The following is a 25,906-nucleotide window of genomic DNA, read 5'->3' on the forward strand; positions in this document are numbered from 1 at the left end:
CCTAATAGGAGCCGTTGAGCAGCGCGCCGGCCCGCGGGACATGTCGGGGCAGGTCCAGGCGCTGCAGCATGGTGTAGGTCGTGGCCACCGCGGCCGACAGGACCGGCAGGCCGCGGCGAGCCTCGACCTCCGGGATCGCGGCCAGCGACGGCATCTGCACGCAAGCCGACAGTACGATGGCATCGGCGCCCCGGACATCGAGCCTGTCGGCGATTTCCACCAGGGCCAGCGGGTCGCGGTTGCCGACGGCGCGGTTGTCGTCGATCTCCAGCGAGATCGCGTCCAGCACCTCGATGCCTTCGGATTCGATGTAGTCCACCACGAGCTGGGTCAGCGGCTTCATGTAGGGCGTGACGACGGACACCTTGCGGGCACCGATCGCCCGGATGCCGTTGAGCAGCGCGCCGGCGCTGGTCACGACCCGCGTATCGGGATGGCCCGCCGCGGCGATGCGCGTCAGCTTTTCTTCGGAAACCCGATGGTAGCCCTTGCCCATGGACATGATGGCGACCAGGCAGGCATAGCCGATGACGTCGACGGCGGCGTCGCTGAGCTCGGCCGCACAGCGGTCGGCCTGCGCGTCCATGGCGGCCAGTTCCTCCTTGTTGACCTTCATCATTCTCATCCGGCTGGAATGGAAGGTGAAGCGTTCCGGGGCCACGGTCTCGCGCGCGCGGAACATGGCCGGCACCTCGGTCTCCATGGTGGTGTTGGAACTGGGGACGATCTGTCCGATGCGGTACACCGGCTTGCTCATGTCGATGAAGTTTCCATGGTGGGCTTGGGACGCGGTCATGGCCGCCGTCCGTAGCGGTTGAACGAATCGTGTTCCAGGCGGAAGGCATCGCCCAGCCGGCAGTATTCGCGGCCGGCCAGCCGCCCCACGCCGCGCAATGCGGCCATGCCGATGCGGCCTTCCGGGGCGACCACGCCGGGATCCACGTGGATGGCGACGGCCTCGCCCAGGACCAGGGTGTAGCTGCGGCGCGATGGGCCGGGGCACGACCAGGCCGGCCACCAGCTTGTACAGGCGCGCCGGATCGGTCTGCTCGGGAAGGTAGCGGATCTTGGCGGTCACTCGGGGCGGATGTTGGCTTCGCGGATGACGGTCTTGAAGGTGGCCAGTTCATCGTGGATGAGCTTGGCCGATTCAGCCGGCGACGCATAGCGCGTGATGATGGACTGGGCCAGCAGCGGTTCCTGCACCGCCTTGTCGGAGAAGACCTGCTTGAAGGCGCGGTCGAGCTTGTCGATGACGGATGCGGGCGTGCCGGCGGGCGCCAGCGCGAACAGCTTGGCGCTGACGTCGTAGCCCTTGAGGCCGGCCTCGGCGGCGGTCGGCACGTCGGGCAGGAGACTGATGCGCTCGGGCGAGGCGACAGCCAGCGCGCGCAGCTTCTGGTTGCGGATGTGGGGCAGCGTGGCCGCCAGGCTTTCGATGCTCATGTTCACCTGGCCGCCCACCAGGTCGAGCAGCGACGGCGAGATGCCCTTGTACGGGACATGCAGCAGGTCCACGCCCGCCGCGCGCTTGAACATTTCCCCGGCCAGATGCTGCACCGAGCCATTGCCGCTGGAGGCGAAGGTCAGCGCGCCCGGCCTGGCCTTGGCCAGCGCGACGAGTTCCTGGACGGAGTTCGCCTTGACGCCGGGATTGACCACGATCACGAACGGAATGCTGCCGAACACCGAGACCGGCGTGAAGCTTTTCTCCAGGTCGAAGGGCGTGGAGCGTTCGTACAGCGAGGCGTAGATCGCATGGCTGGTCAGGGAGCTCCACAGCAAGGTGTAGCCGTCGGGCTCGGCCTTGGCGACGGACTCCGCGCCTATGCTGCCGGTGGCGCCGGGCCGGTTGACCACGACGACCTGCTGGCCGAGCTGCTTGGCCAGCATGGGACCGGCCACGCGCGCGGCCGCATCCACGCCGCCGCCCGGCGGCCACGGCACGACCAGGGTGATGGGGCGTTCCGGCCATTCGGCGTGGGCGCCCAGGCTGGTTGCCAGCGCGATGGCCCCGATGGCGGCCTTCAAGACAGCTTTGACATTCATGCTCGACCCTTCATTGTCGTGACGAAGCCCGCGGCTCCCCTGCCCGCGGGACGGTTGTGCATTCCAGGCCGTGGGCGGCCTAGTCTCCTTTGAGGTTCGCAATGCGAAACTAAGTTTCGCAAACTTTTGGGGTATCCTACCCAACAACTTTTGCGCGTGTCAACGAAGTTTGCGAGCAGCTCGGATGAGAGGAACTTCCCAATCGAGGGCGATCAGCCCGGTGCCATTTGCCGAGCCGGATGCCGACGAGGATCCGGGCAGGCAATTCGTGACCGCGCTGGCCCGGGGGCTGAGCATCCTCAAGGCCTTCACCCAGGGCGATACGTCGCTGGGCAACCAGGAGCTGGCCGAGCGCACGGGCCTGACCAAGCCCACGGTGTCGCGCCTGACCTATACCCTGACCCGCCTGGGCTACCTGGCCTGTTCGCCGCAGACCGGCCGCTACGAACTGGGCACGTCGGCGTTGGCGCTCGGGTATTGGGCGATGGCCGGATCCTACATCCGGCAGGTCGCCAAGCCGTTGATGGAGCGGGTGTCCGAAGAATTGAACCTGTGCTGCGCCCTGGGCTACCGGGACGAGGCCGACGCGGTGTACCTGGAACATACGCGCGGTTCCGGCGCGCTGATCATGAGCGTGCAATCGGGATCGCGTACTCCCCTGGTGACGACCGCCATGGGCCGCGCTTTGATCGCGGTCATGGACCGCGGCGAGCGCGACAAGCTGTTCGCCGCCGAGAAGGTCCGTTACGGCGCGCAGTGGCCCAGGATCCTGAAGGGCATCCAGGAAGGGCTGAAGGATTACCAGGCGCGTGGTTTCACGCTGTCCCTGGGCGACTGGGAAAAGGAAATCAACGCCGTGGGCGTGCCGCTGGAACTGAACGACGGCAACCCGCCCATGGCCCTGATCCTGGGCGGTTCTTCCTATGTGGTCGATCGCCAGCGCCTGGTGGAACACGTCGGCCCCCGGCTGGCCGAACTGGCCGCGCAGATTCGCCAGGGCCTGAAGTTCCGCGGCTGATTCCCCCCTTGTCGCCACGCGTCGCCGTCGTTCGTCCGCGACGCCCGGACGCGCTCGCGCCCGCGTTTTTCCGCCCCCGTTTTTGCTCATAGATCCATGATTATTTGCAATGCGACACGCGTGGAGCCGCGGCATAAGATGCGCCCGTCGATGACCGAACGAGGAACCGGGCAATGCCGACCGACCACCATGCAGTCGCCGCGCCGACGCTTGCGCAGCCGGGCCGCCGGCGCGCGCTGAAGGGACTGGCGGGCTACGCCTCGCTGTGCGCCGGATGCCTGGCGTTGTCGGGCCGCGCCGGTGCGCAGGGCGCCGCCCCTCATCGCATCGATACGCACCATCACATCTTTCCGCCCGCCTACCTGGCGGCCGCGCGCGACGGCGTGGTCGATTCGTCGCCCGGCGCGCCCACGGACATGTTCGACAAGTGGTCGCCGCGCAAGTCGCTGGACGACATGGACAGGCAGGGCGTGGCCACGGCCATCGTGTCGATTTCCACGCCGGGCGTGTTCTTCGGCGACGTGGCGCAGGGCCGGCGCCTGGCGCGCGAGTGCAACGAATACGGCGCGAAGATGATCGCCGATCATCCCGGCCGGTTCGGCATGTTCGCGGCCGTGCCGCTGCCCGACGTGGAGGGCAGCCTGCGCGAGATCGCCCATGCGCTGGACGAGCTCAAGCTCAACGGCGTGGGCCTGCTGACCAGCTACGGCGACCGCTGGGCCGGCGATCCGGCGTTCTTCCCGGTGTTCGAGGAATTGAACCGGCGCAAGGCCACGGTCTACTTCCACCCCACGGCCGCCAATTGCTGCGGCAACCTGGTGCCCGAGACCAAGGTGTCGCTGGAGTACCCGACCGACACGACACGCTGTGCCGCCAGCCTCTACATCAACGGTGTGCTGTCGCGCTGCCCGGACATCCGCTTCATCCTGTCGCACGGCGGCGGGTCGCTGCCCAGCTTCGCCAGCCGCATCGACGCGCTGTTCGCGGGCTCGCCCACCGCGCCGCGCTGGCCGACCCGCGCCATGGACGAATTCCGGCGCCTGCACTACGACACGGCCGCCATCCTGAATCCGCCCGCGATGGCGGCGCTGCGCCAGCTGGTGCCGGCCTCGCAGATCCTGATGGGCAGCGATTTCCCCTACCGGTCGGCGGGACGCGCGGTCAAGGAGATCCGCGACCTCGGCATGTTCACCGAGGCCGAACTCGAGGCCGTCGAACGCGGCAACGCGCTGCGCATCGTGCCCGGTCTGGCGACCGCCGGCAGGCCCGCGGGCTGAGGCTTCCCCGTTCCCGGCCGGGGCCGGGGACACCCTTCCCATCTGTCAGGAGAGACTCATGCAGCAAGCACCGAACGCGCCGCTGCGGCGCCAGCTTCTTACCGCCGGAGCGGGCCTGGCTGCCGTGGTCGGCGCCGCCATGGGCAGCGCGCCGGCTCGCGCCGCGACGCCGCCTTCGCAGTCCGAGGCCCTGGAGCAACTGCTCAGCAAGCAGGCCATTGCCGAGGTGCTGTATCGCTACCCGCGCGGTCTGGACCTGCTGGACCGCGACATCCTGCTGTCGCTGGGGCACGCCAACGGCACGGTGCAGTTCGGCAAGATGCGCTTCGATTCCTGGGCCGCGTTCGTCGATTGGTTGCTCGATGCGCATAAATCCATGCTGTCCAACAACCACCGCATGACCAACATGCTGATCGAGGTGCGGGGCGACAAGGCGGTCAGCGAAACCACCGGCACCGCGACCCTGGTGGTCGCCGTCGAGAAAGACCAGATCGAGGAGCGCTGGATGCATTCGCGTTATCTGGATCGCTGGTCGCGCCGCAACGGCAGATGGGCCATCGACTCCCGCCAGTCGGTCACGGACTTTCGGCGTATCGAGGTCTTCCCCGCGTCCGAGCTGAAGACCCGCTATAGCACGCTGGGGGATCGCCTGGGCAAGGACGATCCGTCATACAAGTTGTTCAACTTCCAATGAGCGCATCCATGAATGCCGTATCGAAGCTGGGGGCGGCATGCGCGTTGTCGCTGTTGGCCTGGGGGGCCGCGCAGGCGGCCGACCACATGCCGCAGGGCGAACGCACGCAGGGCCGCTCGTATTCCCCCGCGGTCGTGACCGAGGGCGGGCGCATCGTCTGGCTGGCGGGCGAAACGGCCACCACCGACCTGCAGGGCCGAGACATCAAGGGCGACTTCGAGGCGCAGGCGCGCACGGTGTTCGCGCTGATCGACCAGACCTTGAAGCGCGCGGGCGGGAGCCTGAAGGACATCGTCACCATGACGGTGTACATGACCGACGTGCGCAATGGCGCCACCTTCGCCAAGGTGCGCAGCGAGATGTTTCCTGATCGACGCTTCCCGGCCAGCGCGCAGATCACGGTCTCGGCCCTGGCGGTGCCGGGCATGCAGATCGAGATCCAGGCCGTGGCGGTGCTGGACGACAAATGCTCGCCGGCCTCGCCCTGCCTGCCGAAGTAGCTGGCCGGGACGGACGCCAAGTCGTTTCCATCAGGCAGAAATCCCGGCTGCGGACCGGGGCCCCAGGCATATAGTCCCCCACATATCGCTTCTTCCATTCTCCGGAACGAAGCGGCCGACCACCATAGAGGGGACATCTGGAGATGACACAGGCGGACGACATTCCGGTGCTGATCGTCGGCGCCGGCCCGGTCGGGCTGGGACTGGCGCTGGATCTATCCTGGCGCGGCATTCCGTGCACGCTGCTGGAACAGCGCGACGGCTCCATCAGCACGCCCAAGCTGGGCGCCGTGGGCGTCAGGACCATGGAGTTCTGCCGCCGCTGGGGCATCGCGCAGCGCGTGCGCGAGACGCCGTTCAATCCCGACTACCGGCTGGACATGGTGTTCTGCACCAGCATGACGGGCCACTTCCTGGCCCGCCACGAGTATCCCAGCCTGCGCGACGACGCGCCGCCCGGCGAGAGCCCCGAGAAGAAGTGGCGCTGTCCGCAGCTGTGGTTCGACCCGCTGCTGACCCGCTGCGCGACCGAGTATCCGTCGCTGGACCTGCGCTACTGGCACCGGCTGGAAGGTTTCGAGCAGGACGCCGACGGCGTCCGGGCCGAGGTGACGGACCTGAAGACCGGGCAGCGCACGACGCTGCGCGCGCGCTACCTGGTGGCGTGCGACGGCGCGGGCAGCAGCGTGCGCCGCGCGCTGGGCATAGAAATGGCGGGCACGCGGGCGCTGGATCATTCGGCGGCGCTGTTCTTCCGTTCGCCGGCCCTGACCCGCAGCCATGACAAGGGCGAGGCCGAACGCTATCTGTTCTTCGGCGCCGAGGGCTTCTGGGGCAACATCAGCGCCATGGACGGCCGCGAGCTGTGGCGCATGACGGTGGTCAGCAACGAGGCGCAGGTCGAGCAGGTCTGCCGCGATGCCCAGGCCTGGGTGCGCCGCGGCATCGGCCGCGACGACGTGCCGTTCGAGGTGATCTCGGCCCTGCCGTGGCGCCGCAGCCAGTTGACCGCGACGCGCTACGGCGACCGCCGCGTGCTGATCGCCGGCGATGCCGCGCACACCATGTCGCCCACGGGCGGCTTCGGCATGAACACCGGCATGGGCGACGTCGTGGACCTGGGCTGGAAGCTGGAGGCCATGCTGCGCGGCTGGGGCGGGGGCAGCCTGCTGGACAGCTACGAGGTCGAGCGCCTGCCGGTGGGCGAGCGCAACGTCAACGCGTCCGCGCACAATTACTTCGCGCTGAAGTCGGTCGAGGACGCTTCGGAGCTGCTGGAAGACTCCGCGCGCGGCGAGGCGCAGCGCGCGCAGGTCGGCGCCGCCATCGCCGAGGCCACGCACACCGAATGGGAGACGCTGGGCATCCATCTGGGCTACCGCTACGAGGATTCGCCCATCTGCGTGTCGGACGGCACGTCTGCGCCGCCTGACCATCCCCGCTACTACACGCCGACCACCCGGCCGGGGCATCGCGCGCCGCATGCCTGGCTGGACGATGGCCGTTCCACGCTCGATCTGTTCGGCCGGGGCTTCGTGCTGGTGCGCCTGGGGGCGGAGCCGCCCGACCCCGCGCCGCTGGTCGAGGCGGCCCGCCGGCGCGGGGTGCCGCTGGAAGTCGTGGACATTGCCTTGCCCCGGGTGGCCGAACTGTACGAGCGCCGGCTGGTGCTGGTGCGGCCCGATGGCCACTGCGCCTGGCGCGGCGATGCCGCGCCGGCTGATGCGGATGCCGTGATCGATGTCGTGCGCGGCGCCGCCCCGCGTGCCGATGCGTCCCGATAAGCGCGGAAGGAGACATTCATGAGTCCAAAGCCGATCCGGCGCCTTGCGCCGTGGATGCTTGCCGCCGCCGGGGTGCTGGCGGGCGCGCAGGCGTGGGCCGTCTATCCCGATCGCCCTGTCCGGCTGATCGTGCCGTTCCCGCCCGGGGGCGCCAGCGACCAGGTGGGGCGGGTGGTGGCCCAGTATCTGGGGCAGAAATTGGGGCAGACCGTGGTGGTGGAAAACCGCGGCGGGGCCGGGGGCGCGATAGGCGTGGCCGCCGCGGCGCAGGCCGCGCCGGACGGCTACACCCTGCTGCTGGGGACGGCCGAGTCCTTCGGCATCGCCGAGAACCTGACGCCGGGCCAGAGCACGCCCGCGGTCCGCGATTTCACCCCCATCGCGCTGGTCACGCGGATTCCCTCGGTGTTCGTGGTCAACCCCCAGGTGCAGGCCAGGACCCTGATGGAGTTCGTGAAGCTGGCGAAGTCCCAGCCCGGGCGCTACCACTTCGGTTCGCCCGGCACGGGCACCAACGTCCACCTGATCGGCGAGATGCTCAAGGCCCGGTTCGGCCTGGACATCGTGCACGTGCCCTACAAGGGCGGCAGTCCGGCGGTGACCGATCTCCTGGGCGGGCAGATCGAGATGATGCCCTCGGCCGTGGCGGCGGTCGCGCCGCGGATCAAGGACGGATCCCTGCGCGCGCTGGCGGTGACCAGCGCCGAGCGCTCGCCCATGCTGCCCGAAGTGCCGACCATGGCCGAGGCCGGCGTGCCCGATTTCGTCGCCGGCGGCTGGTTCGGCGTGCTGGCCCGCGCCGGCACACCGCCGGAGGCGGTGGCCAGGCTGGAGCGCGAGCTGGAAGCGGTGACCCGGATGCCCGAGTTCAAGGAGCGCATGGCCGGGATAGGCGGCGAAGGCAAGGCCCTGACCGGGCGCGCGTTCGGCGATTTCATCGCCGCCGAGACCGCGCGCTGGCGCGACATCATCAAGGCGGCGGGGGTCAAGCCCGACTGACGGTGGAAAAAGCCACCACGCTTGCCGCATCGCGGCGGCGCTGCACCCCAGGGGGGCAATAAAAAAGGTCCGGCTCAGGGCTTGGGCATCACCGTCCCGCAGGACTTGCAGGTGCGGAATTCCTCGCTGTCGAAGAAGCGCTGGTAGGCCTTGGACACGGGGTCGGCCTTGTAGTCCGCGACGTGGCAGGATTCCTCGTGCAGCAGCGTGTCGCAACTGGGGCAGAACCACTGGAAGCGGTCGATCTCCTCCGGCTTGCGCTTGCGTTCCTGCACCAGCAGGTAGGCGTCGGGCGGGAAGCGCGGCGAGTGCGGGATGCCCGCCGGCGTGTAGATGACCGATCCCTGCGGCAGCACGGCGATCTCTTCCTTGCCGTCGGGCGTGCGGTAGTGCAGGTTCATCTGCCCCTTGACCATGTACATCATCTCGTCGCTGGGGTTGATGTGGAACTCGCTGCGGTACTCGCGTCCGCGGGCCAGGAACACGAGGGACTCGGGTTCCTGCCAGAGCACGGCCACCCGCTTGCCGCTGGCGGCCAGCTCGTCGCCCTGCTTCATCAGGTCGACGATGGGCATCTTGAACATAGGACCTCCTCAGCCGAAGTAGGCGACGCAGTCGATCTCGACGCGTACGCCCGGGCGGTGCGGCGTGCCGCCTATGCAGGTGCGGGTGACCTTCTCGCCGCCCATGAACGCGCGGAATTCCTCGTTGAACGCGGGGAAATCCGCCACGTCGCGCAGGCATACCCGCATGTTGACGATGTTGGCCGCGGTGGCGCCGCCTGCCTCCAGCACCGCCATCAGGTTCTGCAAGGTGCGCCGCGTCTGCTCGCGGATGTCGTCGGACACGACTTCCTTGGTAACCGGGTCCAGCGGGCCCTGGCCCGAGACGTAGAGGAAGTCGCCCGCCCGGATGCCCTGGGCCAGCGGCGAGGGGGTGCTCTTGTCGGTGAACCCGGTGACGGGGGCCTGCGCGGACTGCACGATTATCTTAGGCATGTTCGGACTCCTGGAAAAGATGAGTGGACTCCAGCATTTGCGCGAAGTCGAGCACATCGTCGTCGCGATACTTGCGGCCGACGATCTGCAAGCCGACGGGCAGGCCGCCGGCGTCGGTGGTCAGCGGCATGGACAGGGCCGGCTGCTGGCTCAGGTTGAACGGGAAGGTATAGGGGTTCGCCAGTTGCCAGTTGAAGGTCTGGCGGATGTGGTCGCGCAGCGGATGATCGTCGGCGCACAGCGCGCCCACCCGCGGCGCGCCGGCCGGGCTGGCGGGGGTCAGCAGCAGGTCGACGTCGGCGAAGGCCAGCGTGAGCTGGGTTGCCACGTCGCGCAACTGCGTCCGCGCCCGGGCCAGGCGTTCGGCGCCGTGCGCGGCGCCGCGTTCGCACAGCTGTTGCAGGCGCGGGTCGAGCTGGGCGCGCTGGCCAGGGGCGGCATCGACGAAGGACTCGTAGAGGCGGTTCTCCCACAGGGCCCAGGCGTTCTCGGCCAGCGACATCCAGTCCATGCGCAGGCGCACGACGGAATGGCCCCTGCGGCCCAGCCGCTGCGCCAGTTCCTCGACGGCTGATTCGACCCGGGGATCCAGCCCCGTATCGGGGCCGGCGTCGGTCAGGTAGCCGATGGCGGGCCGGCGCGGCGGCAGCTCTTGCGCGCGCGCATACAGCGAATGGGGGTCCAGCGGGTGCGGCCGGCCCATGACCTGCAGCGCCAGCCGGCAATCGGCCACCGTGCGGGCGATGGGGCCCAGGTGCGCGTACTCGGCGAAGGCGCTCAGGCGCGGCCCCGACGGAATGGCGCCGAAGGTGGGCTTGAGCCCGACCAGTCCGCAGTACGAGGCGGGGATGCGGATCGAGCCCCCGGCGTCGCTGCCCAGCGCCAGCGGCCCCCAGCCCTTGGCCACGTGCGCCGCCGCGCCCATGCTCGAGCCGCCGGCGCTGCGGTCCGGCGCCAGCGGGTTGCGCGTGATGCCCGTATAGGGCGACTCGGAGTCGGCCAGCCAGCCGAACTCGGTGGTGGTGGTCTTGCCGAACAGCACCGCTCCGCCCTGGCGCAGCAGCGCCACGCTGGGCGCGTCCGCGGCGGCGGGCGGCGCGCCGGCCGTGATGGCCGAACCGCGCCGCGTGGGCCAGCCGGCCACGTCGACCAGGTCCTTGATCGACACGGGCACGCCGTCCAGCGGGCCGATGGGCGTGCCGCTACGCCAGCGCCGGGCGGAGGCCTCGGCGGCTTGCAGCGCGGCGTCGCGGTCCAGTAGGCAGAAGGCGTTCAGCTCCCGCGCATCGTCGGCCACCGCGTCCATCAGCGCCGTGGCCAGGTCGAGCGGCGACAGCGCGCGGGCGCGATAGGCCTCGTGCAGTTCGGCCGCCGTCTTCGACAGCCAGGCGGAGTCCGCTGCGGACATGGGCGAGCCTCCTATCGGGGTTCGATGGTCTCGAATTCGACGTTGGCCAGCCGGCCGTCGACCCTTTGCACCTTGCGCATGTAGACGCGCTGCTTGATGTCGCGCGTGGCCGCGTCGATCTCGATCGGGCCGCGCGGGCTTTCCAGCTTCACGCCCTTCATCGCGGCGATCAGCGCGTCGCCGTCGGTCTTGCCCTGGGTCTTGCGCAGGGCCTCGTAGATCAGCGCCATGCCGTCGTAGCCGGCCACCGCCATGATGTTGGGGCGGGCCTGCTGCCCGCGCGCGGCCTTGAAGGCCTGCACGAACTTCTTGTTCAGCGGCGAGTCGTGGTCCATGGAATACGGATAGCCGGTGACCACGCCCAGCGGCGTGTCGCCCATCGAATCGATGGTGGGTTCGTCGGTGATGTCGCCCGTGCCTACCATGGCGATGCCGCCCTCGGCCAGGTTGCGGGCGCGGTACTCGCGCATGAAGGATTGCGCCACGTCGGCCCCGTTCACGAAGGCGAAGACCGCGGACGGCTTCAGGTCCTTGATCTTCTGCATGTAGGCCGAGAAGTCCATGGTGCTGAGCGGCGTGCGCACCGAACCCACCACCGTGCCGCCGGCCTTCTTGTACGAATCCATGAAGGCCGCCTCGACCTCGTGCCCGGGCGAGTAGTCGGCCACCATCGAGTACGTCGTCTTGTAGCCCTGCTTGATCATCCATTGCGAGATGGGAGGCACGATGGCGGGCAGCGAGAACGAGGTGCGCACGATGTAGGGCGAGGTGGACGGCAGGCTGCCCGAGGCGGCGTTCATGATGACCATGGGTTTCTTGGCCTCGGTGGCCAGCGGCGCCACCGCCAGCGCGTTGGGCGAGAACGCGAAGCCGGCGATGAAGTCCACCTTGTCGCGCACCACCAGTTCCTGCGCGTGGCGCTTGGCCAGCTCGGGGTTGGGGCCGCCCACGTCCTTGACGATGACCACGACCTTCTTGCCGGCCACGGTGTCGCCATGCTCTTTCAGGTAGAGCTGCACGCCCGTTTCCATCTGCTTTCCGAACTCGGCGAACGGACCCGACATTTCGCCGATGAAGCCCACCTTCACGACGCCCTGCGCCTGCGCGCAGGCGGCCGCCATCAACGCGCCCGCGGCCAGCCCGCAGCGCAATCCCGCTTGTCTACCTTTCATGATCAGACGACTCCTTGCCGTGAGAGCCGGCACCGACTGCGCCGGAGATTCGAATCAGGAAACCGCGGCGCGCTTGCCGACACCCAGCAGTTGGTCCAGCAGTTGCGTGTCGGCGGCCAGCTCGGCGCTGCCGCCGGCATAGGCCACCACCCCGCGCTCGAGCACGATGGCGTGCTGCGACATGGACAGCGCAAGGACCGGATGCTGCTCGACGATGATGGCGGTCAGGCCTTCGTCGGCGCACATGCGGCGCACCGCCTCGGACAGCTCCTCGACGATGATGGGAGCCAGGCCCTCCATGGGCTCGTCCAGCAGCAGCAACTGCGGGTTGGTCATCAGCGCGCGGCCGATGGCCAGCATTTGCTGTTCGCCGCCCGAGAGCTGCCCGCCGTAGTTGCCGGCGCGCTCGCGCAGGCGCGGAAAGAGCCCGTACACGCGCTCGAGCGTCCAGTGCGTGCCGCGCGCGATGACTTCCAGGTTCTCGCGCACGGTCAGCGACGGGAACACCTCGCGCTCCTGCGGCACCCAGCCTATGCCCCGGCGCGCGCGGTCGGCCGGGCGCAGGCGGGTGATGTCCTCGCCCAGCCACCGTATGCGGCCGCGCTTGACCGTGGTGTTGCCCATCAGCGTCTCGAGCAGCGTGGTCTTGCCCACGCCGTTGCGCCCGAGGATGGCCAGGCTCTGGCCGCGTTCGATCGCGACCGACAGGTCGCTGAGCACGACCGCGTCGTTGTAGCCGGCCGTGAGGTTTTCGATTTGCAGGAAATCAGACACGCGAATTCCCCAGGTAGGCCGCCCGCACCTGCGGGTCGGCGGCGATTTCCGCGGGCGTGCCTTCCACCAGGACGGCGCCCGCCACCAGCACCGAGATGCGCTGGGCGAAGCGGAACACCAGGTCCATGTCGTGCTCGATGAAGAGCACCGTCATTTCCCTGGGCAGCCCGGCGATCACCTCGAACAACTCGCCGCTTTCGTCCTCGGGCACGCCGGCGGCCGGCTCGTCCAGCAGCAGGATGCGAGGCTGGGCGGCCAGCGCCAGCACGATCTCCAGCAGGCGCTGCTTGCCGTAGGGCAGCTCGGCGGTGTCGACGTGGGCGTACTGGGCCAGGTTGAACTGCTTGAGCAGCGCGTGCGCTTCGTCGGCCACCCACGAGCAGCTGCGCAGCGTGCGCCACCAGACCTTGCCCAGCGCCTCGCGCTCGGAGATGGCCAGCGAGGCCGCCTGCAGCGGCGTCAGGCGCGGGAACAGCGTGTTGATCTGGAAGGTGCGCACCAGCCCGCGGTGCACACGCTTGTCCGCCGGCAGGTGGGTGATGTCGTCATCGTCCAGGCTGATGCGCCCTTCGGTCGGGCGCAGGATGCCGGTCAACAGGTTGATCAGCGTGGTCTTGCCGGCGCCGTTCGGGCCGATCAGCGCCTGGCGCGAGCCGGGCGCGATGTCCAGCGTCACGCCGTTGACGGCGGTGAAGCCGCCGAAGCGCTTGGTCAGGTTCCGGGTGCGCAGCGCGGGCGTCGCGAGGGTCGCGGTCGTCATGGGCGTTGCTCCCTTACCTTGAAGGCCTTGGACAGCACGCCCAGCACGCCGCCACGGCCGATCATGACCACTAGGATCAGGAAGATGCCCAGCCAGAACATCCAGAACTTCGGATCGAAGTCGGAGAAGAAATCATGCACGGTCATGTACAGCAGGGCGCCGATCAGGCCGCCGTACAGACGCCCGGTGCCGCCCAGGATGAGGATGATGAGGATTTCGGCCGAGCGGTTGAAGCTGAGCATCTCCAGCCCGACGAACTGCGTGGTCTGCGCCAGCAGCGCGCCGGCCACGCCGGCGATGGCGGCCGAGAAGCAATAGGCCAGGCGCAGGCGCGAATCCACCGGCGAGCCGATGGCCAGCATGCGCCGCCGGTTGTCGTGGATGCCCCGCAGCACCAGCCCGAAGGGCGATTTGAGCATCAGGCGCACCGCCAGGAACATCAGCAGCACGATGCAGAAGGTGTAGATGAAGGCCGTCTTGCCCCAGAGGTCGAAGCGGAACTGGCCCAGCACCGGCCACATGTCCACGCCCTGCAGGCCGTCGGCGCCGCCGGTGATGGGGGTCAGGCGGTTGGCCAGCTCGAAGAACAGCACGCACACGCCTATGGTGATCATCAGCCGCGTCAGGTCGCTGCCGCGCACGATCAGGTAGCTGAGCAGATAGCCCAGCACCGCGCACACCGCCAGCGCCAGCAGCAGCCCGGAGAACGGTTCGCCCCAGCCGTACTTGGCCAGCAGGCCCGCCAGGTACGCGCCGATGCCGAAGAACGCCGCATGGCCCACCGTCAGGATGCCGGCGTAGCCCAGGGCGATGTCCAGCGCGATCGCGAACAGGCCGGTGATCATGATCTGCGTGATCAGGACCAGCTTCTCGGGCAAGAGAAAGTAGGTCGAGGCCAGCGCCAGCCAGAACACCACTTCCAGCGCCACGATCTGGCGCGGATTCAGATTGAGTTTGGTCATACGAGCCCCTTCTTGGGGATCAGGCCGTGGGGGCGTACGAGTAATACGACCACCATGAACACGTAGATCAGGAAGGCGCCGAGTTCGGGCATGTAGTATTTGCCGCCCACGTCGACGATGCCCACCAGCACGGCTGCGACGAAGGGACCGACGATGGTGCCGGCCCCGCCCACGCAGACCACGATCAGGAAATAGATCATGTATTTCAGCGGGAAGGACGGATCCAGCCCCAGCATGCCCAGGCCCAGCGCGCCGCCCAGCCCCGCCAGGCCGCAGCCGAACGAGAAAGTCAGGAAGAACAGCCGGTCCACCCGCACGCCCAGGCCCGCGGCCACGCGCTGGTTGTCCACCGCCGCGCGCACCATGGCGCCGTAGCGCGTCTTGTTGATGAGCAGCAGCAGCGCCGCCAGCACGGCAAAACCCACGACGATCAGGAACAGCCGGTAGGCGCCCACGTCCATGCCCAGCAGCGAGATCTGGCCGCGCAGCCATTCGGGCGCGGTGAAGGGCTGCATGGTGGGACCGAACAGGTAGGTGCCGCCCGCCACGAACACGAACACGATGCCGATGGACAGCAGCACGTGGTCCAGCGGATGCGCGCGGTACAGCCGGCGGAAGAAGACGAACTCCAGCAGCGCGCCCACCACGGCCGCGCTGATGAAGGCCAGTGCCAGGCTGGCGACGAACGGTACCTGCAGGCGGCTCATGGCCAGCGCGGCCACGTAGCCGCCCACCATGGCGAAGGCGCCATGGGCGAGGTTGACGAAGTTCATCAACCCCATGGTGATCGACAGGCCGACTCCGATCAGGAACAGCAACATGCCGTAGGCCAGGCCGTCGAAGATTACGATGCCCATGTGTGCTTCCAGGTGACGTGCGGGGGGAAGATGGCGGCCCGGACGAAGGCGGGCCGCGGAATGCGGTTAGGACAGTCCATGATCTCCTGCAGATCGCTCCGCCGCAGGGACCATGGCAGACCGGCAAGACGGCTTCATGCAGGGTCCTTCTGGGCGGTGTTGCTATTGTCCGCGCCCGGCCGCGGCCGATCCAGCCGCGTATGCTTTTTCACCGGTCTAAAAAACTTATGCCGGCCCGCCGAAGCGGGCGGACCGGGCGCGTGCTGCGTTTACTTGGCCTTGCCGGGGTCCTTGACCGCGTCGAGATGCGAGAACTCGACGTTGTACAGGTGGTTGCCGCGGCGTTCGACCTTGCGGATGTAGATGTTCTGCACGATGTCGCGCGTTTCCGGATCGATCATGACGGGCCCGCGCGGGCTTTCCCACTTGGCCCCCTTCATGGCCTCGACCGCCTTCGTGCCGTCGATCTTGCCGTTCAGCTTCTTGATGGTCTCGTAGATCAGCGCCATGCCGTCATAGCCGCCCACCGCCATGAAGTTGGGGCGGATCGAGGTGCCGAACTGCGATTCGTAGCCCTTGATGAAGGCCTTGTTCTTGGCCGAGTCGTGGGCGGCGGAATAGTGGAACGAGGTGGTCAGGCCCAGCGCCACGTCGCCCATGCTGTCCAGGAACATGTCGTCGGTGCCGTCGCCGGTGCCCAGCGCCTTGATCCCGGCCTGCTCCAGGCCGCGCTCGCGGTAGGCGCGCAGCATCAGCACCGACAGCTCGCCCGAGGGGAACCACAGGAAGGCGGCATCGGGCTTGGCATCCTTGATGCGCTGCATGTAGGGGCCGAACTCCGGATTCTTCAGCGGCACCGCCACCTCGGCCACGATCTTGCCGCCGCCGCCCGTGAAGGTCTTGCGGAACTGGGCGTTGGCGTCCTGGCCCGGACCGTAGTCGGCGTATAGTGAGTACACCGTCTTGATGTTGTTCTTCAGCGCCCAGTCGGCGATGGCGTAGGCGTTCTGCGGCAGCGTCATCGAGGTGCGCACCACGTAGGGCGAGCGCTCGGTGATGGACGAGGTGGCCGCGTTCATGACCACCATCGGAATCTTGGCCTCGGTGGCCAGCGGCGCCACCGCCAGCGCGTTGGGCGTGAAGCCGAAGCCGGCCAGGAATTCCACCTTGTCGCGCGTGATCAGTTCCTGCGCCACGCGCTTGGCCACCTCGGGGTTCGGGCCCCCGACGTCCTTGATGATGAGCTGGATCTTGCGCCCGGCCACCACGTCGCCGTGCTCCTGCAGGAACAGCTTGGCGCCGTTGCTCATCTGCAGTCCGTATTCGGCCTGCTGACCCGACATCTCGCCCACGAAACCGATCTTCAACGGGGTCTGCGCCGCGGCCGTGCCGCTCAGCGCCATGCCCAGTACACAACCCCACAAACGTATTTTCATTGTCGTGTTCCTCCGGATAAGGAATGAGGTCTTGCGCGCCAGGGCACGGTGCCCTAGCGCGGATATCCGTACTGCGTTGCGGCCGCACGCCGCGATCTGCTGCGCTTGATACCAATTGTGACGATATCAGCGCCCCGCGTTCGACGTAACCATATTCGAAAATCGAAATTGCGCCAATAATCGATTCCCATCAGTGGACCGGCGGCAGCAGCCAGGAAACCCGCGAGCCACAAGGCCGGGCACGGGGCAGGCAGCCCGGGCGGCCGGTGGAACGAGGCTTGAAAAATCAGACCGACCGCAATGCCGACTTGGAATACCACCCGCTCATGCGGTGGCCGTCCCAGACGAACGCAATGTGCTGGGACTGGCGGCAGCGGGACAGGGCGCGCGGCCGGAACACCGCCGCGCATTGGCCGCCGGGGCGGCGGACGCTGTCGTAGGCCACGCCCCAGCTGCCCGCCAGCCGGAGCTGGCGGGCCAGCGCCTGGCTGGCCGTGTAGTCGTCCGGATCGTAAATGGCGGGCAAGGCCGGCCGCAGGCCGCGCAGGTCGTGCAGCGGCGCGGCCAGGTCGGCCAGGTAGTGGCGCATGTCGATCTCGATGGCGGCCTCGTGCGTCGCGGCCAGGAAACGGGCGCGGTGGTGCATGGTCTCGGCCACGGCGGTTTCCAGGCTTTCCCCGGCGTAGTACACCCCCCAGGTGCCGTCCGTGAAGCGGCTGCCGGCCGGATTCAGATGGGTGAAGGCCGCCATGATGGGGGTGGTGCCCGGACCGGAAATGCGGTCTTCCGGCGGGACCAGGCGCAGGTTCCCGGCTTCGTCGCGCACGCGCGGATTGGTCAGGTTCTCGATGGCGAACACCACGCCCAGGTCGGCCGGATCGGCCACCCGGTCGTACAGGCCGGCGGGCGGAAAGCGGCTGGGGACGAGCCGGTGGCAGGGCGTCCATTGCACCTCGGCAACGGCAGGCGTCATGTCCAGCCCCCCCGCTGGGCATCGAGATAGGTGCGCACCACGTACAGGTCGCTGGTCATGCCGGTGAGCATGCGTTCCAGGGCCGGCCGGCCGCCGAACAGGGGCGCGTCGTTGGGGCGGCGCAGCCAGGCGTCGGCGCGTTCGGGGACGGGCAACAGGACCTGCAGCGCCTTGTAGATGCCGAAGACCAGCGACAGGCGTTCGAGCGTGTCGCGCGGCAGCGGCGCGGGCGCGCGGCCGGTCTTCCAGCGGAACATGGTCGAGCGCGGGACGCCCAGCAGGGTGGCCGACTCTTCGGCATTGAGCTGCCAAGCCTGGGCGATCCGGAAAAAGGTGCGCAGGGCCGCGTCGGTGGCGGCCTGGCTGGTCAGTTCAGGGGTCTTGGAAGCAGGAATGGCCATGATGCTTTCCTGTGTCGTGCATGCAGCCCAGATTAATACCATTTGAGACTAAAATCAAGTTGGAGTATTGAATAGGACTAAATGCGCGGTGGGCGGAGCCGAGCCGCCGCGGCACGGCGCTTGCTGCCGTGGCGGCCGGACGGATCAAGCGCCCGATCCCGTCTCCGGTTAAAATTCCGCGCGATGACCATATCTTCCGAAGTCGCCCGGCGACGCACCTTCGCCATCATTTCCCACCCCGACGCGGGCAAGACCACGCTGACCGAAAAGCTGTTGCTGTTCGCCGGCGCGATCCAGATCGCCGGTAGCGTCAAGGCACGCAAGGCCTCGCGGCACGCCTCGTCCGACTGGATGGAGATCGAGAAGCAGCGCGGCATTTCGGTGGCGTCCTCGGTCATGCAGGTCGAATACCGCGATACCGTCATCAACCTGCTCGACACCCCGGGCCACCAGGACTTCTCGGAAGATACCTACCGCGTGCTGACGGCCGTGGATGCGGCGCTGATGGTGATCGACGCGGCCAACGGCGTCGAGCCGCAGACCATCCGGCTGTTGCAGGTGTGCCGGGCACGCAATACGCCCATCATCACCTTCGTCAACAAGATGGACCGCGAGGTGCGCGAGCCGCTGGAGCTGCTGTCCGAGATCGAGTCCCACCTGGGCATGGATGCCGTGCCCTTCGCGTGGCCGGTCGGCATGGGCAAGTCCTTCGGCGGCGTGTTCGACATCCGGCGCGACCGGATGCGGGTCTTCAAGGCCGGCAGCGACAGGCTGAGCGAGCAGCACGACGAAATCATCGACGGGCTGGACAACCCCGAGATCGCGCGCCGCTTCGGCGCGGCGTTCGAGCAGGCGCGCGGCGAGATCGACCTGATCGAAGGCGCCGCGCCGCCGTTCGACCAGGCCGAGTTCCTGGCCGGCAAGCAGACGCCCGTGTTCTTCGGCTCGGCCATCAACAACTTCGGCGTGCAGGAAGTGCTGGACGCGCTGGTCGAGCAGGCGCCCGCGCCCGGTCCGCGCCATGCGCTGCAGCGCGAGGTCCAGCCCGATGAACCGAAATTCACCGGCGTGGTCTTCAAGGTGCAGGCCAACATGGATCCGGCCCATCGCGACCGCGTGGCTTTCGTGCGCGTCTGCTCGGGCCGTTTCGAGCGCGGCATGCGGCTGAAGGTCTGCCGCACCGGCAAGGAAACGCGGCCCAACAACGTGGTCTCGTTCCTGTCGCAGCGGCGCGAGCTGCTGGACGAGGCCTATGCCGGCGACGTCATCGGCATTCCGAACCACGGCGTGCTGCAACTGGGCGACGTGCTGACCGAAGGCGAGGCGCTGCAGTTCACCGGACTGCCCTTCTTCGCGCCCGAATTGTTCCAGGCGGTGGAGGTGGCCGATCCGCTGCGCACCAAGCAGTTGCGCACGGGCCTGACCCAGCTGGGCGAGGAAGGCGCCATCCAGGTGTTCAGGCCGGTGGCCGGAGGCCCGTTGCTGCTGGGGGCCGTCGGCCAGCTGCAGTTCGAGGTCGTGGCGCATCGGCTCAAGACCGAATACGGCGTGGCCGCGCGCATGCTGCCGGCGCGCTATTCGATGGCGCGCTGGATCACGGCCGAGAACCCCAAGGACCTGAAGAAGTTCATGGACGCCAACATGCAGCACATCGCCTACGATGTAGTCGAGGCGCCCGCTTTCCTGATCGGATCGTCGGCGCAGCTGCGGGTGGCGCAGGAGCTCTATCCCAACGTGCAGTTCCATGCCCTGCGCGAGCACGGGGGACAGGTGTTCCAGACCAGGGTGGGCGATTCCGCTTTCGCCTGACGGCCCACCCGGGCATGGGGACCGGCGGGGCCGCCGGTCCACAGTGAAGAGGTGTACACATGCGTAACCGCATTTTGATGGGCCTGGCCTTCGTGGCGATGGTCGTGGTGGTGGGAGTGCTGTTCGGGCTCTGGTTGTCCTGGAATGCTCCCGTCGACCGCGCGGCCGAGGCGCCCGTGCCCGTGGCCCAGGGGCGCCCGGGCGAAGCGCCGGTGGCGGCGGTGGACCAGGAAACCTACCTGCCCGAACCCCCGCAACCCAGGGTGGACGGCTCGCGCGGCGTCCCATCGCGCCCGGTGCAGCCGAGCGCGCCCATTCCCCTGGTATCCGCGGCCGATCAACCGCAGCCCGATACCCTGCTTTCGACCATCGCGCCCGACATGCAGACGGTGAACCCGGGCAGCCCCCTGCCCGCCCACCTGGCCGAGCCCCCGGCGGCCGCCCAGTCTCCGCGCATCATCGTCGAGCCGCCTTCGCAGCAGGTCGCCACCGTGGTGGCCGGAGCCGACGCGGCCGGCGGCCAGGAGCCCTGGATCCAGTCGCTGCGAGCCGAACTGGCGCGCTGCGCTTCCCAGGGCGTCGTCGGCCGGGTCATCTGCAACGAGAAAGCCCGGTGGAAATACTGCAACACCGATAATCGCTGGGGCCGCATCGCCGAATGCCCCGCGACGGGCAATAACTGACGCCGCGCTCAGTCCGGCCCGCCGCCTGAACGGGGCGGGCCGCCGCGTTCCGCTTCCTCCAGCTCATCCACGTTCAACTCGTCGCCGCCGCCGGCGGCCGGCTTGTCCTTGTCTTCGCGCGGCAGTTCCGCCGCCGGCATCCTGCGGTTCTCGTCCTTGAGGACGTCGTCGGTATGTTTGGAAAGCGGGTTGCTGCCCTGAACGGTGGCCATGGCGGTCTCCTGTCGAAGTAAGCCAACCGGGCAGCAAGACGCGTTCCGTGAAGCCGGGAACGCGCATAAAGCAAAAAGCCCCGCGTGGCGGGGCTTTGCTTCGGGCGGGGTGGGGAATCAGCCCTGCTCGTCCATCTGCGATTGCAGGTAGTTCTGGATGCCGACCTGGTCCACCAGGCCGATCTGGGTCTCCAGGTGGTCGATGTGTTCTTCGGTGTCGTCCAGGATGTCTTGCAGCAGATCGCGCGACACGTAGTCGCGCACGCTTTCACAGTGGGCGATGGCTTCCTTGAGCACGACCTGCGAGGACAGCTCCAGCTTCAGGTCGCATTCCAGGATTTCCGGGACGTTCTCGCCGATCAGCAGCTTGTGCAGGTCCTGCAGGTTGGGCAGGCCGTCCAGCATGAAGATGCGCTGGATCAGGCGATCGGCATGCTTCATTTCCTCGATGGACTCGTCGTACTCGTGCTTGCCCATCTTGCCCAGGCCCCAGTGCTTGAGCATGCGCGCATGCAGGAAGTACTGGTTGATGGCGGTCAGCTCGTTGGTGAGCTGCTTGTTGAGGTATTGGATGACGGTCTTGTCGCCTTTCATGTTCTTTCCCCTGCAGAATTCATGGATCCGGCAAGGTTAGCATTGTTGACGCCAGGCAAGCAGGCCGTACGTCCGCCCGTAATGGCCTAGGAAAGTGACAATGAGAATGATCCCCCCTACGCGCTGCCGCGCGCAAGGAAAGCCCACCCCCTACCCGCTGACGCGGGCCCCCTCAAGGGGGCGATGCGGGTGGACCGGCGGAGCCGGATCCACCGCATCCTGGGTCTATTACCGCTGTCTTGGCGCGTAGCATTGTTGCTATCGCTGGCTGCCAGCGGTAGCAACAGTGTGACGTGCCAAGAAACAGGTACTAGACCCAGGAAACCGCGGATCTGGCTTTGCCAGTCCGCCGGTTTCGCCCCCTGGGGGGCGCCCGAAGGGCGTAGGGGGGACCCCTACGCCGCCTTGGCGGCGCCGGCGCCAGCGCCGACGACCTGGATGGGGAAGCGGCGCGTCGTGGCGCGGGGCGGGGGGAGTTCGGTGGCTTCGGTGCGGCCGTTGGCGGCCGAGATGGACGCTTCGTAGGCGTGCTCGCAGGCGCTGGCGCCGGCCGGCAGGTACTGGCAGGCGGTGTCGGCGCAGGAGCCGCAGCAGGTCGCCACGCCCAGGTCGAACTGGAGGTCGGCCAGGGTAGTCGCGCCAGCTTCCACGCTGCTGCGGATCTGGCGTTCGGTGATGGCGTTGCAGACACAAACGTACATGGCGGAACTCGTTGCGGCGCGGTTGGGCGCCGCAGTGGACGTCGTAATGAGATTAATTATTGATAATATTCTCAAAACTTGCAAGCCGCCCGCGTGGGTCTTGCGCCACGCGGGTTTCCCGGCCGTCTCATTCCACCCGGATGTCCTGTTTTTTGATGATTTCGCCCCACTTTTTGGTCTCGTTCCGCAGGAATGCGCCGAATTGCTCGGGCGACCCGCTGCCGGGCTGGATGGCCTGGGCGTCGAAGAACGTCCGCATCTCGGGCGTCTGCAAGGCGCGGTAGACCTCGGCGTTCAGGCGCGAGACGGTGGCGGGGGGCGTGCCGGCCGGAGCCAGCAGGCCTATCCACGAGCGGGCCTCGAAATCGGGGTAGAACTGGCTGATGGACGGCACGTCGGGCAGGGCCGGGATGCGTTCCCGGGTGGTGACGGCCAGGGCCCGCATCTTGCCGGCCTTGATATGGGCCAGTACCGAGCTGGCGCTGACGAACATGACCTGCACCCGGCCGCCCAGCACGTCGGTGATGGCGGGTGCGCCGCCCTTGTAGGGCACGTGGTTCATCTCGACACCGGCGGTGGCCTTGAACAGTTCCGCGGTCAGCTGGTTGGAGCTGCCGGCGCCGGTGGAGGCGTAGTTCAGCGCGTCGGGCTTGGCCTTGGCCAGCGCGACCAGCTCAGGCACGGTCCGGGCGGGCACCGAGGGATGGACGACCAGGATGAGCGGCGAGGTGCCGATCAAGGCGACCGGCGCCAGGTCCTTGTCGGAGTCGAAGCTGAGCTTGTATAGCAGCGGGTTGACGGCGTGGGTGTCGAAGGCGGCCAGCAGGGTGTAGCCGTCGGGCGCGGCCTTGGCGACGTGGGCGGCGCCGATCGAGCCGCCGGCTCCGGCCTTGTTCTCCACGATGAAGGTCTGGCCCAGCGCGGCCGACAGGCGCGCGCCCAGGTTGCGGGTGACGTTGTCGACGATGCCGCCCGGCGGGAACGGCACGACGACGTGGACGGGCCGGTCGGGGTACGAGGCAGGCGCCTGCGCGGCGGCGGGTACTGCGCAGGCGGCCAGCGCGAGGGCGGCGCCCAGGCGGGCGCAGGAAAGGAAGGTCATGGGGAGTCTCCGGGATCGTTGTCTTGGACGAGGCGTCGCGCGCCTCGCGGGTCAATCGAGAATGGCGACGGTGCGGCACCAGCCGGCCGATCCGTGCTTGATCTTGATGGGGAAGCAACTGATGGTGAAGCCATGGGACGGCAACTGGTCCAGGTTGGTCAGCTTCTCCATCTGGAAGTAGCCGATGTCGCGCCCCGCCTTGTGGCCTTCCCAGATGATGGAAGGGTCGCGGTCGCGCTCGTAGCGCTCGACCACGAACTTGAAGGCGGGGTCCCAGCTGTAGGAGTCGGTGCCGACCACCCGTACCCCCTGCTCCAGCAGCCACAGCGTGGCGGCGCGGCCGAAGCCGCAGGCGCTTTCCCAATAGTCCTCCTGGCCGTAGCGCGCACCGGCGCGGGTGTTGGCCACGACGATGTCCAGCGGCTGGAGGGTATGGCCGATGCGCTTCAGCTCGGCCTGGATGTCGGCGGGCGTGACCACGTAGCCCGCTTCCATGTGGCGGAAGTCGAGCTTGACGCCGGGCTTCAGGCACCAGTCCAGCGGGACTTCGTCGATGCCGGGCGCGGGCCGGCCGCCTTCCTGCAGCGCATGGTCGGTCGTGGGGTGGTAGTGCCACGGCGCGTCCATGTGGGTGCCGGCGTGGGTCGACAGCGAAACCCGCTCCACCGCCCAGGCCTTGCCCTCGGGCAGGTCGTCGGGGCCGATGCCGGGAAAGAGCTTGGAGAAGAGTTCCCAGGACTGGTCGTGGTCGACGTAGCTGATCTGGGGGCGGTGGTGTGCCGGCGAAGTGGGCTTGTCTTCGAGGGCGACCGACAGGTCGATGATGCGGCGGGTCATGTCGTGTATCCGGAGGGAAGTCACAGCGGTGTGCCGGCCGGGGCGGCTGCCCGCATGCCGGCGGCGATGAAGGCGACGAGCTGGGCGACGATGCGTTCGGGGTCGTCGGTGTCGCACAGCCCGCCGGAGATGCGATGCAGGCGGTGATAGGTCTCGTCGGCGTCGCTGACGATGTACATCATGGCGCCGATGGCGAAGGCGTAGCGCCAGTAGGCTTCCTCGCGGCCCAGCGACGGCTGGGCGGCCATCAGGGCGTCGACGAAGTCGGCCGCCAGCGCGTCGTACTGCTCGAAGATCGCGGCGTTCGTGCTGGCGCGGGGCACCGCGCGGGCCTGGATCAGCAACCGGATCAGCAGCCGCCATTCGCCGGTGGCGTCGAAGCTCAGCCGCACGGGCGGTGCGATCAGCGCTTCCACGACTTCTTCCATCGTCGGTTCGCGGTGCGCCGGCACCCGGGCCAGGGCCTCGCGCCGCATGCGGTTGATGGGCTCGGACACCACGCGCAGCACTTCCTGCACCAGCGCGTCCTTGGAGCCGAAGTGGTAGTGGATGGCGGCGATGTTCACCTGAGCGGCGGACGTGATCTCGCGCAGCGAGGCGGCCTCGAATCCCCGGGTGGCGAAGACGCGCAGGGCGGCCAGCACGATGCGGGAGCGGGTGGAGGTGTCGTCGTCGAGCAGGTTCACGATGGAGGATCCAGTAGTCCGGCGTAGTATCGGCGATTCAAACAGAAATTTGAATCGCTTTTTTTAAATTTTTGTTTGAATGGGCCCGATTCCTGTTCGGCCACAAGTTTTCGGACACCGAAAAGTTCGAGAATATCGGGTGCGGAGGGGGCAGGCTGGCGATAAAGTCCCGCTGTAAACACGTAGAGTTTTCGATATGACCCAAGACAAGCAAGCCCCGTCGGCCGCCGGCACTCGCCCGCTGCTGTTCGATTCGCACGCCCACTTGGTGGCGGATGACCAGGTGCGCTATCCGCGCAATCCCATGAAGCGCGCCGCCGACGCGCCGCCGCGCGCCCCGGGCGTGATCGGCAAGCCGGGCGGCAAGCACGGCCCCAATCCGATCAACGAAGTGCCCGACGTGGCGCGCATGCTGGTCTGGATGAAGGAAGAAAACGTCGACGGCGCGGTGGCCGTGCAGAAGCGCATGATCTACCGCTACGACAACAGCTACATCCTGGATTCGTCCGACGCCCATCCCGACATCTTCTCGGCGGTGGTCATCCTGGACGCCGAGGATGCCGGCACGCCGGGCCTGGTGCGCAGCTACATCGAGAAGAACGGCCTGGCGGGCGTGCGCCTGTTCGGCGGCCGCCAGCCCGATGGCAGCATGCCGTGGCTGAATTCGCCGCAGGCGCTCAAGACCTGGGACGTGGCCGAGGAGTTCGGCCTGGTGATCGACCTGGAAGTGCTGGCGGTGGGCGGCGGCGGTCCGTCGGTGCCGACCATCATCGAACTGGCGCGCCGCTATCCGAACGTGCGCATCGTGCTGGACCACCTGCTGGAGCCCGAGGCCACCGAGGAACACTTCGGCCTGGACGAGCGCTTCGAGAAGCTGGCGCACGAGCACAACATCTTCTTCAAGTTCACCTCGATCAACCTGGACGAGTACCGCGAGGCCGACGTGCCGGCCGAGCAGGTGCTGCGCCGCGCGGTCGACCTGTTCGGCGCCGACCGCATCATGTGGGGCTCGGACATCGGCACCTCGTCGGGCACCTACAAGGAAATGGTCCAGCGCATGATCGACGCCTCGGTCCTGCTGACCGAAGAGGAAAAGCGCGCGGTCTGGCATGACACCGGCAAGCGCGTGTTCGTGAAGGGCGGCGCCCGCCGCTGATTTTCACCAGGACGGCCGTACGGAGGTTGGAACGCATCCGGCAATGCGATAATCGCCGGCCGGC

At 67.9% G+C, this 25,906-nt stretch carries 29 protein-coding genes; 9 read left to right on the top strand and 20 right to left on the bottom strand.

What is annotated here, in order from left to right; translation table 11 throughout:
* Position 1 precedes the first annotated feature (1 nt).
* From R4823_RS00720 to R4823_RS00730, 3 genes are all read right to left on the bottom strand, one after another.
* Entirely contained in the window at positions 2-757 is a 756-nt protein-coding gene (locus tag R4823_RS00720) for an Asp/Glu racemase (RefSeq protein WP_087839104.1), read from the bottom strand.
* 35 nt (positions 758-792) lie between these two features.
* Positions 793-930: a hypothetical protein gene (locus R4823_RS00725; RefSeq protein ID WP_279818744.1), complete on the bottom strand. Its 138-nt coding sequence runs from the start codon at positions 928-930 to the stop codon at positions 793-795.
* A 144-nt stretch (positions 931-1,074) separates the two neighbouring features.
* Positions 1,075-2,049: a tripartite tricarboxylate transporter substrate binding protein gene (locus tag R4823_RS00730; protein WP_279818741.1), complete on the bottom strand. Its 975-nt coding sequence runs from the start codon at positions 2,047-2,049 to the stop codon at positions 1,075-1,077.
* 184 nt (positions 2,050-2,233) lie between these two features.
* On the opposite strand from R4823_RS00730, the gene R4823_RS00735 reads away from it, so the two are divergent.
* From R4823_RS00735 to R4823_RS00760, 6 genes are all read left to right on the top strand, one after another.
* Positions 2,234-3,067 (top strand): IclR family transcriptional regulator, encoded by an 834-nt coding sequence (locus tag R4823_RS00735; protein ID WP_087838910.1) that lies wholly within the window; start codon positions 2,234-2,236, stop codon positions 3,065-3,067.
* Positions 3,068-3,240: 173 nt separating this feature from the next.
* On the top strand, positions 3,241-4,344 hold the full coding sequence (locus tag R4823_RS00740) for an amidohydrolase family protein (RefSeq protein ID WP_279818737.1): 1,104 nt from the start codon (positions 3,241-3,243) through the stop codon (positions 4,342-4,344).
* A gap of 58 nt (positions 4,345-4,402) precedes the next feature.
* Positions 4,403-5,038 carry a nuclear transport factor 2 family protein gene (locus R4823_RS00745; protein WP_279818733.1) on the top strand — a complete coding sequence of 212 codons (636 nt, stop codon included), beginning with the start codon at positions 4,403-4,405 and terminating at the stop codon, positions 5,036-5,038.
* Between the two features lie 8 nt (positions 5,039-5,046).
* Positions 5,047-5,538 carry a RidA family protein gene (locus R4823_RS00750; protein WP_279818729.1) on the top strand — a complete coding sequence of 164 codons (492 nt, stop codon included), beginning with the start codon at positions 5,047-5,049 and terminating at the stop codon, positions 5,536-5,538.
* Between the two features lie 143 nt (positions 5,539-5,681).
* Complete coding sequence (locus R4823_RS00755) at positions 5,682-7,322, top strand: FAD-dependent oxidoreductase (RefSeq protein WP_279818726.1); 1,641 nt, start codon at positions 5,682-5,684, stop codon at positions 7,320-7,322.
* A gap of 18 nt (positions 7,323-7,340) precedes the next feature.
* A complete protein-coding gene (locus R4823_RS00760) occupies positions 7,341-8,321 on the top strand; it encodes a tripartite tricarboxylate transporter substrate binding protein (RefSeq protein ID WP_279818722.1) in 981 nt (326 codons plus the stop codon).
* Positions 8,322-8,395: 74 nt separating this feature from the next.
* Here the strand turns inward: R4823_RS00760 and R4823_RS00765 are convergent, their stop codons facing one another.
* The 11 genes from R4823_RS00765 to R4823_RS00815 all read right to left on the bottom strand — a co-directional run bounded on the left by R4823_RS00765 (position 8,396) and on the right by R4823_RS00815 (position 18,062).
* Positions 8,396-8,905, bottom strand: a complete 510-nt coding sequence (locus R4823_RS00765) for a cupin domain-containing protein (RefSeq protein WP_087838908.1) — start codon at positions 8,903-8,905, stop codon at positions 8,396-8,398.
* Between the two features lie 9 nt (positions 8,906-8,914).
* Positions 8,915-9,319 carry a RidA family protein gene (locus R4823_RS00770; RefSeq protein WP_132979697.1) on the bottom strand — a complete coding sequence of 135 codons (405 nt, stop codon included), beginning with the start codon at positions 9,317-9,319 and terminating at the stop codon, positions 8,915-8,917.
* On the bottom strand, positions 9,312-10,727 hold the full coding sequence (locus tag R4823_RS00775) for an amidase family protein (protein ID WP_279818714.1): 1,416 nt from the start codon (positions 10,725-10,727) through the stop codon (positions 9,312-9,314). The genes R4823_RS00770 and R4823_RS00775 overlap by 8 nt, the downstream gene beginning before the upstream one ends.
* Before the next feature lie 11 nt (positions 10,728-10,738).
* Entirely contained in the window at positions 10,739-11,899 is a 1,161-nt protein-coding gene (locus tag R4823_RS00780) for an ABC transporter substrate-binding protein (protein ID WP_087838905.1), read from the bottom strand.
* A 54-nt stretch (positions 11,900-11,953) separates the two neighbouring features.
* On the bottom strand, positions 11,954-12,673 hold the full coding sequence (locus R4823_RS00785) for an ABC transporter ATP-binding protein (protein WP_087838904.1): 720 nt from the start codon (positions 12,671-12,673) through the stop codon (positions 11,954-11,956).
* Entirely contained in the window at positions 12,666-13,433 is a 768-nt protein-coding gene (locus R4823_RS00790; RefSeq protein ID WP_087838903.1) for an ABC transporter ATP-binding protein, read from the bottom strand. The genes R4823_RS00785 and R4823_RS00790 overlap by 8 nt, the downstream gene beginning before the upstream one ends.
* Positions 13,430-14,395 carry a branched-chain amino acid ABC transporter permease gene (locus R4823_RS00795; RefSeq protein WP_087838902.1) on the bottom strand — a complete coding sequence of 322 codons (966 nt, stop codon included), beginning with the start codon at positions 14,393-14,395 and terminating at the stop codon, positions 13,430-13,432. Before R4823_RS00795 ends, R4823_RS00790 begins: the two co-directional genes overlap by 4 nt.
* Positions 14,392-15,252: a branched-chain amino acid ABC transporter permease gene (locus R4823_RS00800; protein WP_087838901.1), complete on the bottom strand. Its 861-nt coding sequence runs from the start codon at positions 15,250-15,252 to the stop codon at positions 14,392-14,394. The genes R4823_RS00795 and R4823_RS00800 overlap by 4 nt, the downstream gene beginning before the upstream one ends.
* Before the next feature lie 269 nt (positions 15,253-15,521).
* A complete protein-coding gene (locus tag R4823_RS00805) occupies positions 15,522-16,688 on the bottom strand; it encodes an ABC transporter substrate-binding protein (RefSeq protein WP_087838900.1) in 1,167 nt (388 codons plus the stop codon).
* Positions 16,689-16,974: 286 nt separating this feature from the next.
* Positions 16,975-17,661, bottom strand: a complete 687-nt coding sequence (locus tag R4823_RS00810; protein ID WP_338617057.1) for an RES family NAD+ phosphorylase — start codon at positions 17,659-17,661, stop codon at positions 16,975-16,977.
* Positions 17,658-18,062, bottom strand: coding sequence for an antitoxin Xre-like helix-turn-helix domain-containing protein (locus R4823_RS00815; RefSeq protein ID WP_087838898.1), 405 nt, complete (start codon positions 18,060-18,062; stop codon positions 17,658-17,660). The genes R4823_RS00810 and R4823_RS00815 overlap by 4 nt, the downstream gene beginning before the upstream one ends.
* 183 nt (positions 18,063-18,245) lie before the next feature.
* Here R4823_RS00815 and R4823_RS00820 point away from each other — a divergent pair, with 183 nt between their 5' ends.
* Both R4823_RS00820 and R4823_RS00825 read left to right on the top strand, forming a co-directional pair.
* Entirely contained in the window at positions 18,246-19,871 is a 1,626-nt protein-coding gene (locus R4823_RS00820; RefSeq protein WP_087838897.1) for a peptide chain release factor 3, read from the top strand.
* 59 nt (positions 19,872-19,930) lie between these two features.
* A complete protein-coding gene (locus tag R4823_RS00825; protein WP_140416862.1) occupies positions 19,931-20,554 on the top strand; it encodes a hypothetical protein in 624 nt (207 codons plus the stop codon).
* An 8-nt stretch (positions 20,555-20,562) separates the two neighbouring features.
* Here the strand turns inward: R4823_RS00825 and R4823_RS00830 are convergent, their stop codons facing one another.
* The 6 genes from R4823_RS00830 to R4823_RS00855 form a co-directional block, all read right to left on the bottom strand.
* Positions 20,563-20,766, bottom strand: a complete 204-nt coding sequence (locus R4823_RS00830; RefSeq protein ID WP_087838895.1) for a hypothetical protein — start codon at positions 20,764-20,766, stop codon at positions 20,563-20,565.
* Positions 20,767-20,883: 117 nt separating this feature from the next.
* On the bottom strand, positions 20,884-21,360 hold the full coding sequence (bfr, locus tag R4823_RS00835; protein WP_087838894.1) for a bacterioferritin: 477 nt from the start codon (positions 21,358-21,360) through the stop codon (positions 20,884-20,886).
* 395 nt (positions 21,361-21,755) lie between these two features.
* Positions 21,756-22,061 (bottom strand): (2Fe-2S)-binding protein, encoded by a 306-nt coding sequence (locus tag R4823_RS00840; RefSeq protein WP_338617061.1) that lies wholly within the window; start codon positions 22,059-22,061, stop codon positions 21,756-21,758.
* 127 nt (positions 22,062-22,188) lie between these two features.
* Positions 22,189-23,163, bottom strand: coding sequence for a tripartite tricarboxylate transporter substrate binding protein (locus R4823_RS00845; RefSeq protein ID WP_087838892.1), 975 nt, complete (start codon positions 23,161-23,163; stop codon positions 22,189-22,191).
* A 51-nt stretch (positions 23,164-23,214) separates the two neighbouring features.
* Entirely contained in the window at positions 23,215-24,000 is a 786-nt protein-coding gene (locus R4823_RS00850; RefSeq protein WP_087838891.1) for a cyclase family protein, read from the bottom strand.
* Positions 24,001-24,020: 20 nt separating this feature from the next.
* Positions 24,021-24,686 carry a TetR/AcrR family transcriptional regulator gene (locus R4823_RS00855; protein WP_165963138.1) on the bottom strand — a complete coding sequence of 222 codons (666 nt, stop codon included), beginning with the start codon at positions 24,684-24,686 and terminating at the stop codon, positions 24,021-24,023.
* A 196-nt stretch (positions 24,687-24,882) separates the two neighbouring features.
* Here R4823_RS00855 and R4823_RS00860 point away from each other — a divergent pair, with 196 nt between their 5' ends.
* Entirely contained in the window at positions 24,883-25,842 is a 960-nt protein-coding gene (locus R4823_RS00860; protein ID WP_087838889.1) for an amidohydrolase family protein, read from the top strand.
* Positions 25,843-25,906 lie beyond the last annotated feature (64 nt).

Origin of the sequence: Pigmentiphaga sp. CHJ604, assembly GCF_036972535.1 — a bacterium.
GTDB lineage: Bacteria > Pseudomonadota > Gammaproteobacteria > Burkholderiales > Burkholderiaceae_B > Pigmentiphaga > Pigmentiphaga daeguensis.

Bases quoted from the DNA above. Each gene is read 5' to 3' on its own strand.
- R4823_RS00860 (WP_087838889.1), top strand. From the start codon at position 24,883: ATGACCCAAGACAAGCAAGCCCCGTCGGCCGCCGGCACTCGCCCGCTG.
- R4823_RS00790 (WP_087838903.1), bottom strand. From the start codon at position 13,433: ATGACGACCGCGACCCTCGCGACGCCCGCGCTGCGCACCCGGAACCTG.
- R4823_RS00795 (WP_087838902.1), bottom strand. From the start codon at position 14,395: ATGACCAAACTCAATCTGAATCCGCGCCAGATCGTGGCGCTGGAAGTG.
- R4823_RS00745 (WP_279818733.1), top strand. From the start codon at position 4,403: ATGCAGCAAGCACCGAACGCGCCGCTGCGGCGCCAGCTTCTTACCGCC.
- R4823_RS00850 (WP_087838891.1), bottom strand. From the start codon at position 24,000: ATGACCCGCCGCATCATCGACCTGTCGGTCGCCCTCGAAGACAAGCCC.
- R4823_RS00720 (WP_087839104.1), bottom strand. From the start codon at position 757: ATGAGCAAGCCGGTGTACCGCATCGGACAGATCGTCCCCAGTTCCAAC.
- R4823_RS00755 (WP_279818726.1), top strand. From the start codon at position 5,682: ATGACACAGGCGGACGACATTCCGGTGCTGATCGTCGGCGCCGGCCCG.
- R4823_RS00730 (WP_279818741.1), bottom strand. From the start codon at position 2,049: ATGAATGTCAAAGCTGTCTTGAAGGCCGCCATCGGGGCCATCGCGCTG.
- R4823_RS00810 (WP_338617057.1), bottom strand. From the start codon at position 17,661: ATGACGCCTGCCGTTGCCGAGGTGCAATGGACGCCCTGCCACCGGCTC.
- R4823_RS00840 (WP_338617061.1), bottom strand. From the start codon at position 22,061: ATGTACGTTTGTGTCTGCAACGCCATCACCGAACGCCAGATCCGCAGC.
- R4823_RS00800 (WP_087838901.1), bottom strand. From the start codon at position 15,252: ATGGGCATCGTAATCTTCGACGGCCTGGCCTACGGCATGTTGCTGTTC.
- R4823_RS00770 (WP_132979697.1), bottom strand. From the start codon at position 9,319: ATGCCTAAGATAATCGTGCAGTCCGCGCAGGCCCCCGTCACCGGGTTC.
- R4823_RS00740 (WP_279818737.1), top strand. From the start codon at position 3,241: ATGCCGACCGACCACCATGCAGTCGCCGCGCCGACGCTTGCGCAGCCG.
- R4823_RS00815 (WP_087838898.1), bottom strand. From the start codon at position 18,062: ATGGCCATTCCTGCTTCCAAGACCCCTGAACTGACCAGCCAGGCCGCC.
- R4823_RS00780 (WP_087838905.1), bottom strand. From the start codon at position 11,899: ATGAAAGGTAGACAAGCGGGATTGCGCTGCGGGCTGGCCGCGGGCGCG.
- R4823_RS00830 (WP_087838895.1), bottom strand. From the start codon at position 20,766: ATGGCCACCGTTCAGGGCAGCAACCCGCTTTCCAAACATACCGACGAC.
- R4823_RS00775 (WP_279818714.1), bottom strand. From the start codon at position 10,727: ATGTCCGCAGCGGACTCCGCCTGGCTGTCGAAGACGGCGGCCGAACTG.
- R4823_RS00750 (WP_279818729.1), top strand. From the start codon at position 5,047: ATGAATGCCGTATCGAAGCTGGGGGCGGCATGCGCGTTGTCGCTGTTG.
- R4823_RS00735 (WP_087838910.1), top strand. From the start codon at position 2,234: ATGAGAGGAACTTCCCAATCGAGGGCGATCAGCCCGGTGCCATTTGCC.
- R4823_RS00760 (WP_279818722.1), top strand. From the start codon at position 7,341: ATGAGTCCAAAGCCGATCCGGCGCCTTGCGCCGTGGATGCTTGCCGCC.
- R4823_RS00845 (WP_087838892.1), bottom strand. From the start codon at position 23,163: ATGACCTTCCTTTCCTGCGCCCGCCTGGGCGCCGCCCTCGCGCTGGCC.
- R4823_RS00825 (WP_140416862.1), top strand. From the start codon at position 19,931: ATGCGTAACCGCATTTTGATGGGCCTGGCCTTCGTGGCGATGGTCGTG.
- R4823_RS00805 (WP_087838900.1), bottom strand. From the start codon at position 16,688: ATGAAAATACGTTTGTGGGGTTGTGTACTGGGCATGGCGCTGAGCGGC.
- bfr (WP_087838894.1), bottom strand. From the start codon at position 21,360: ATGAAAGGCGACAAGACCGTCATCCAATACCTCAACAAGCAGCTCACC.
- R4823_RS00765 (WP_087838908.1), bottom strand. From the start codon at position 8,905: ATGTTCAAGATGCCCATCGTCGACCTGATGAAGCAGGGCGACGAGCTG.
- R4823_RS00820 (WP_087838897.1), top strand. From the start codon at position 18,246: ATGACCATATCTTCCGAAGTCGCCCGGCGACGCACCTTCGCCATCATT.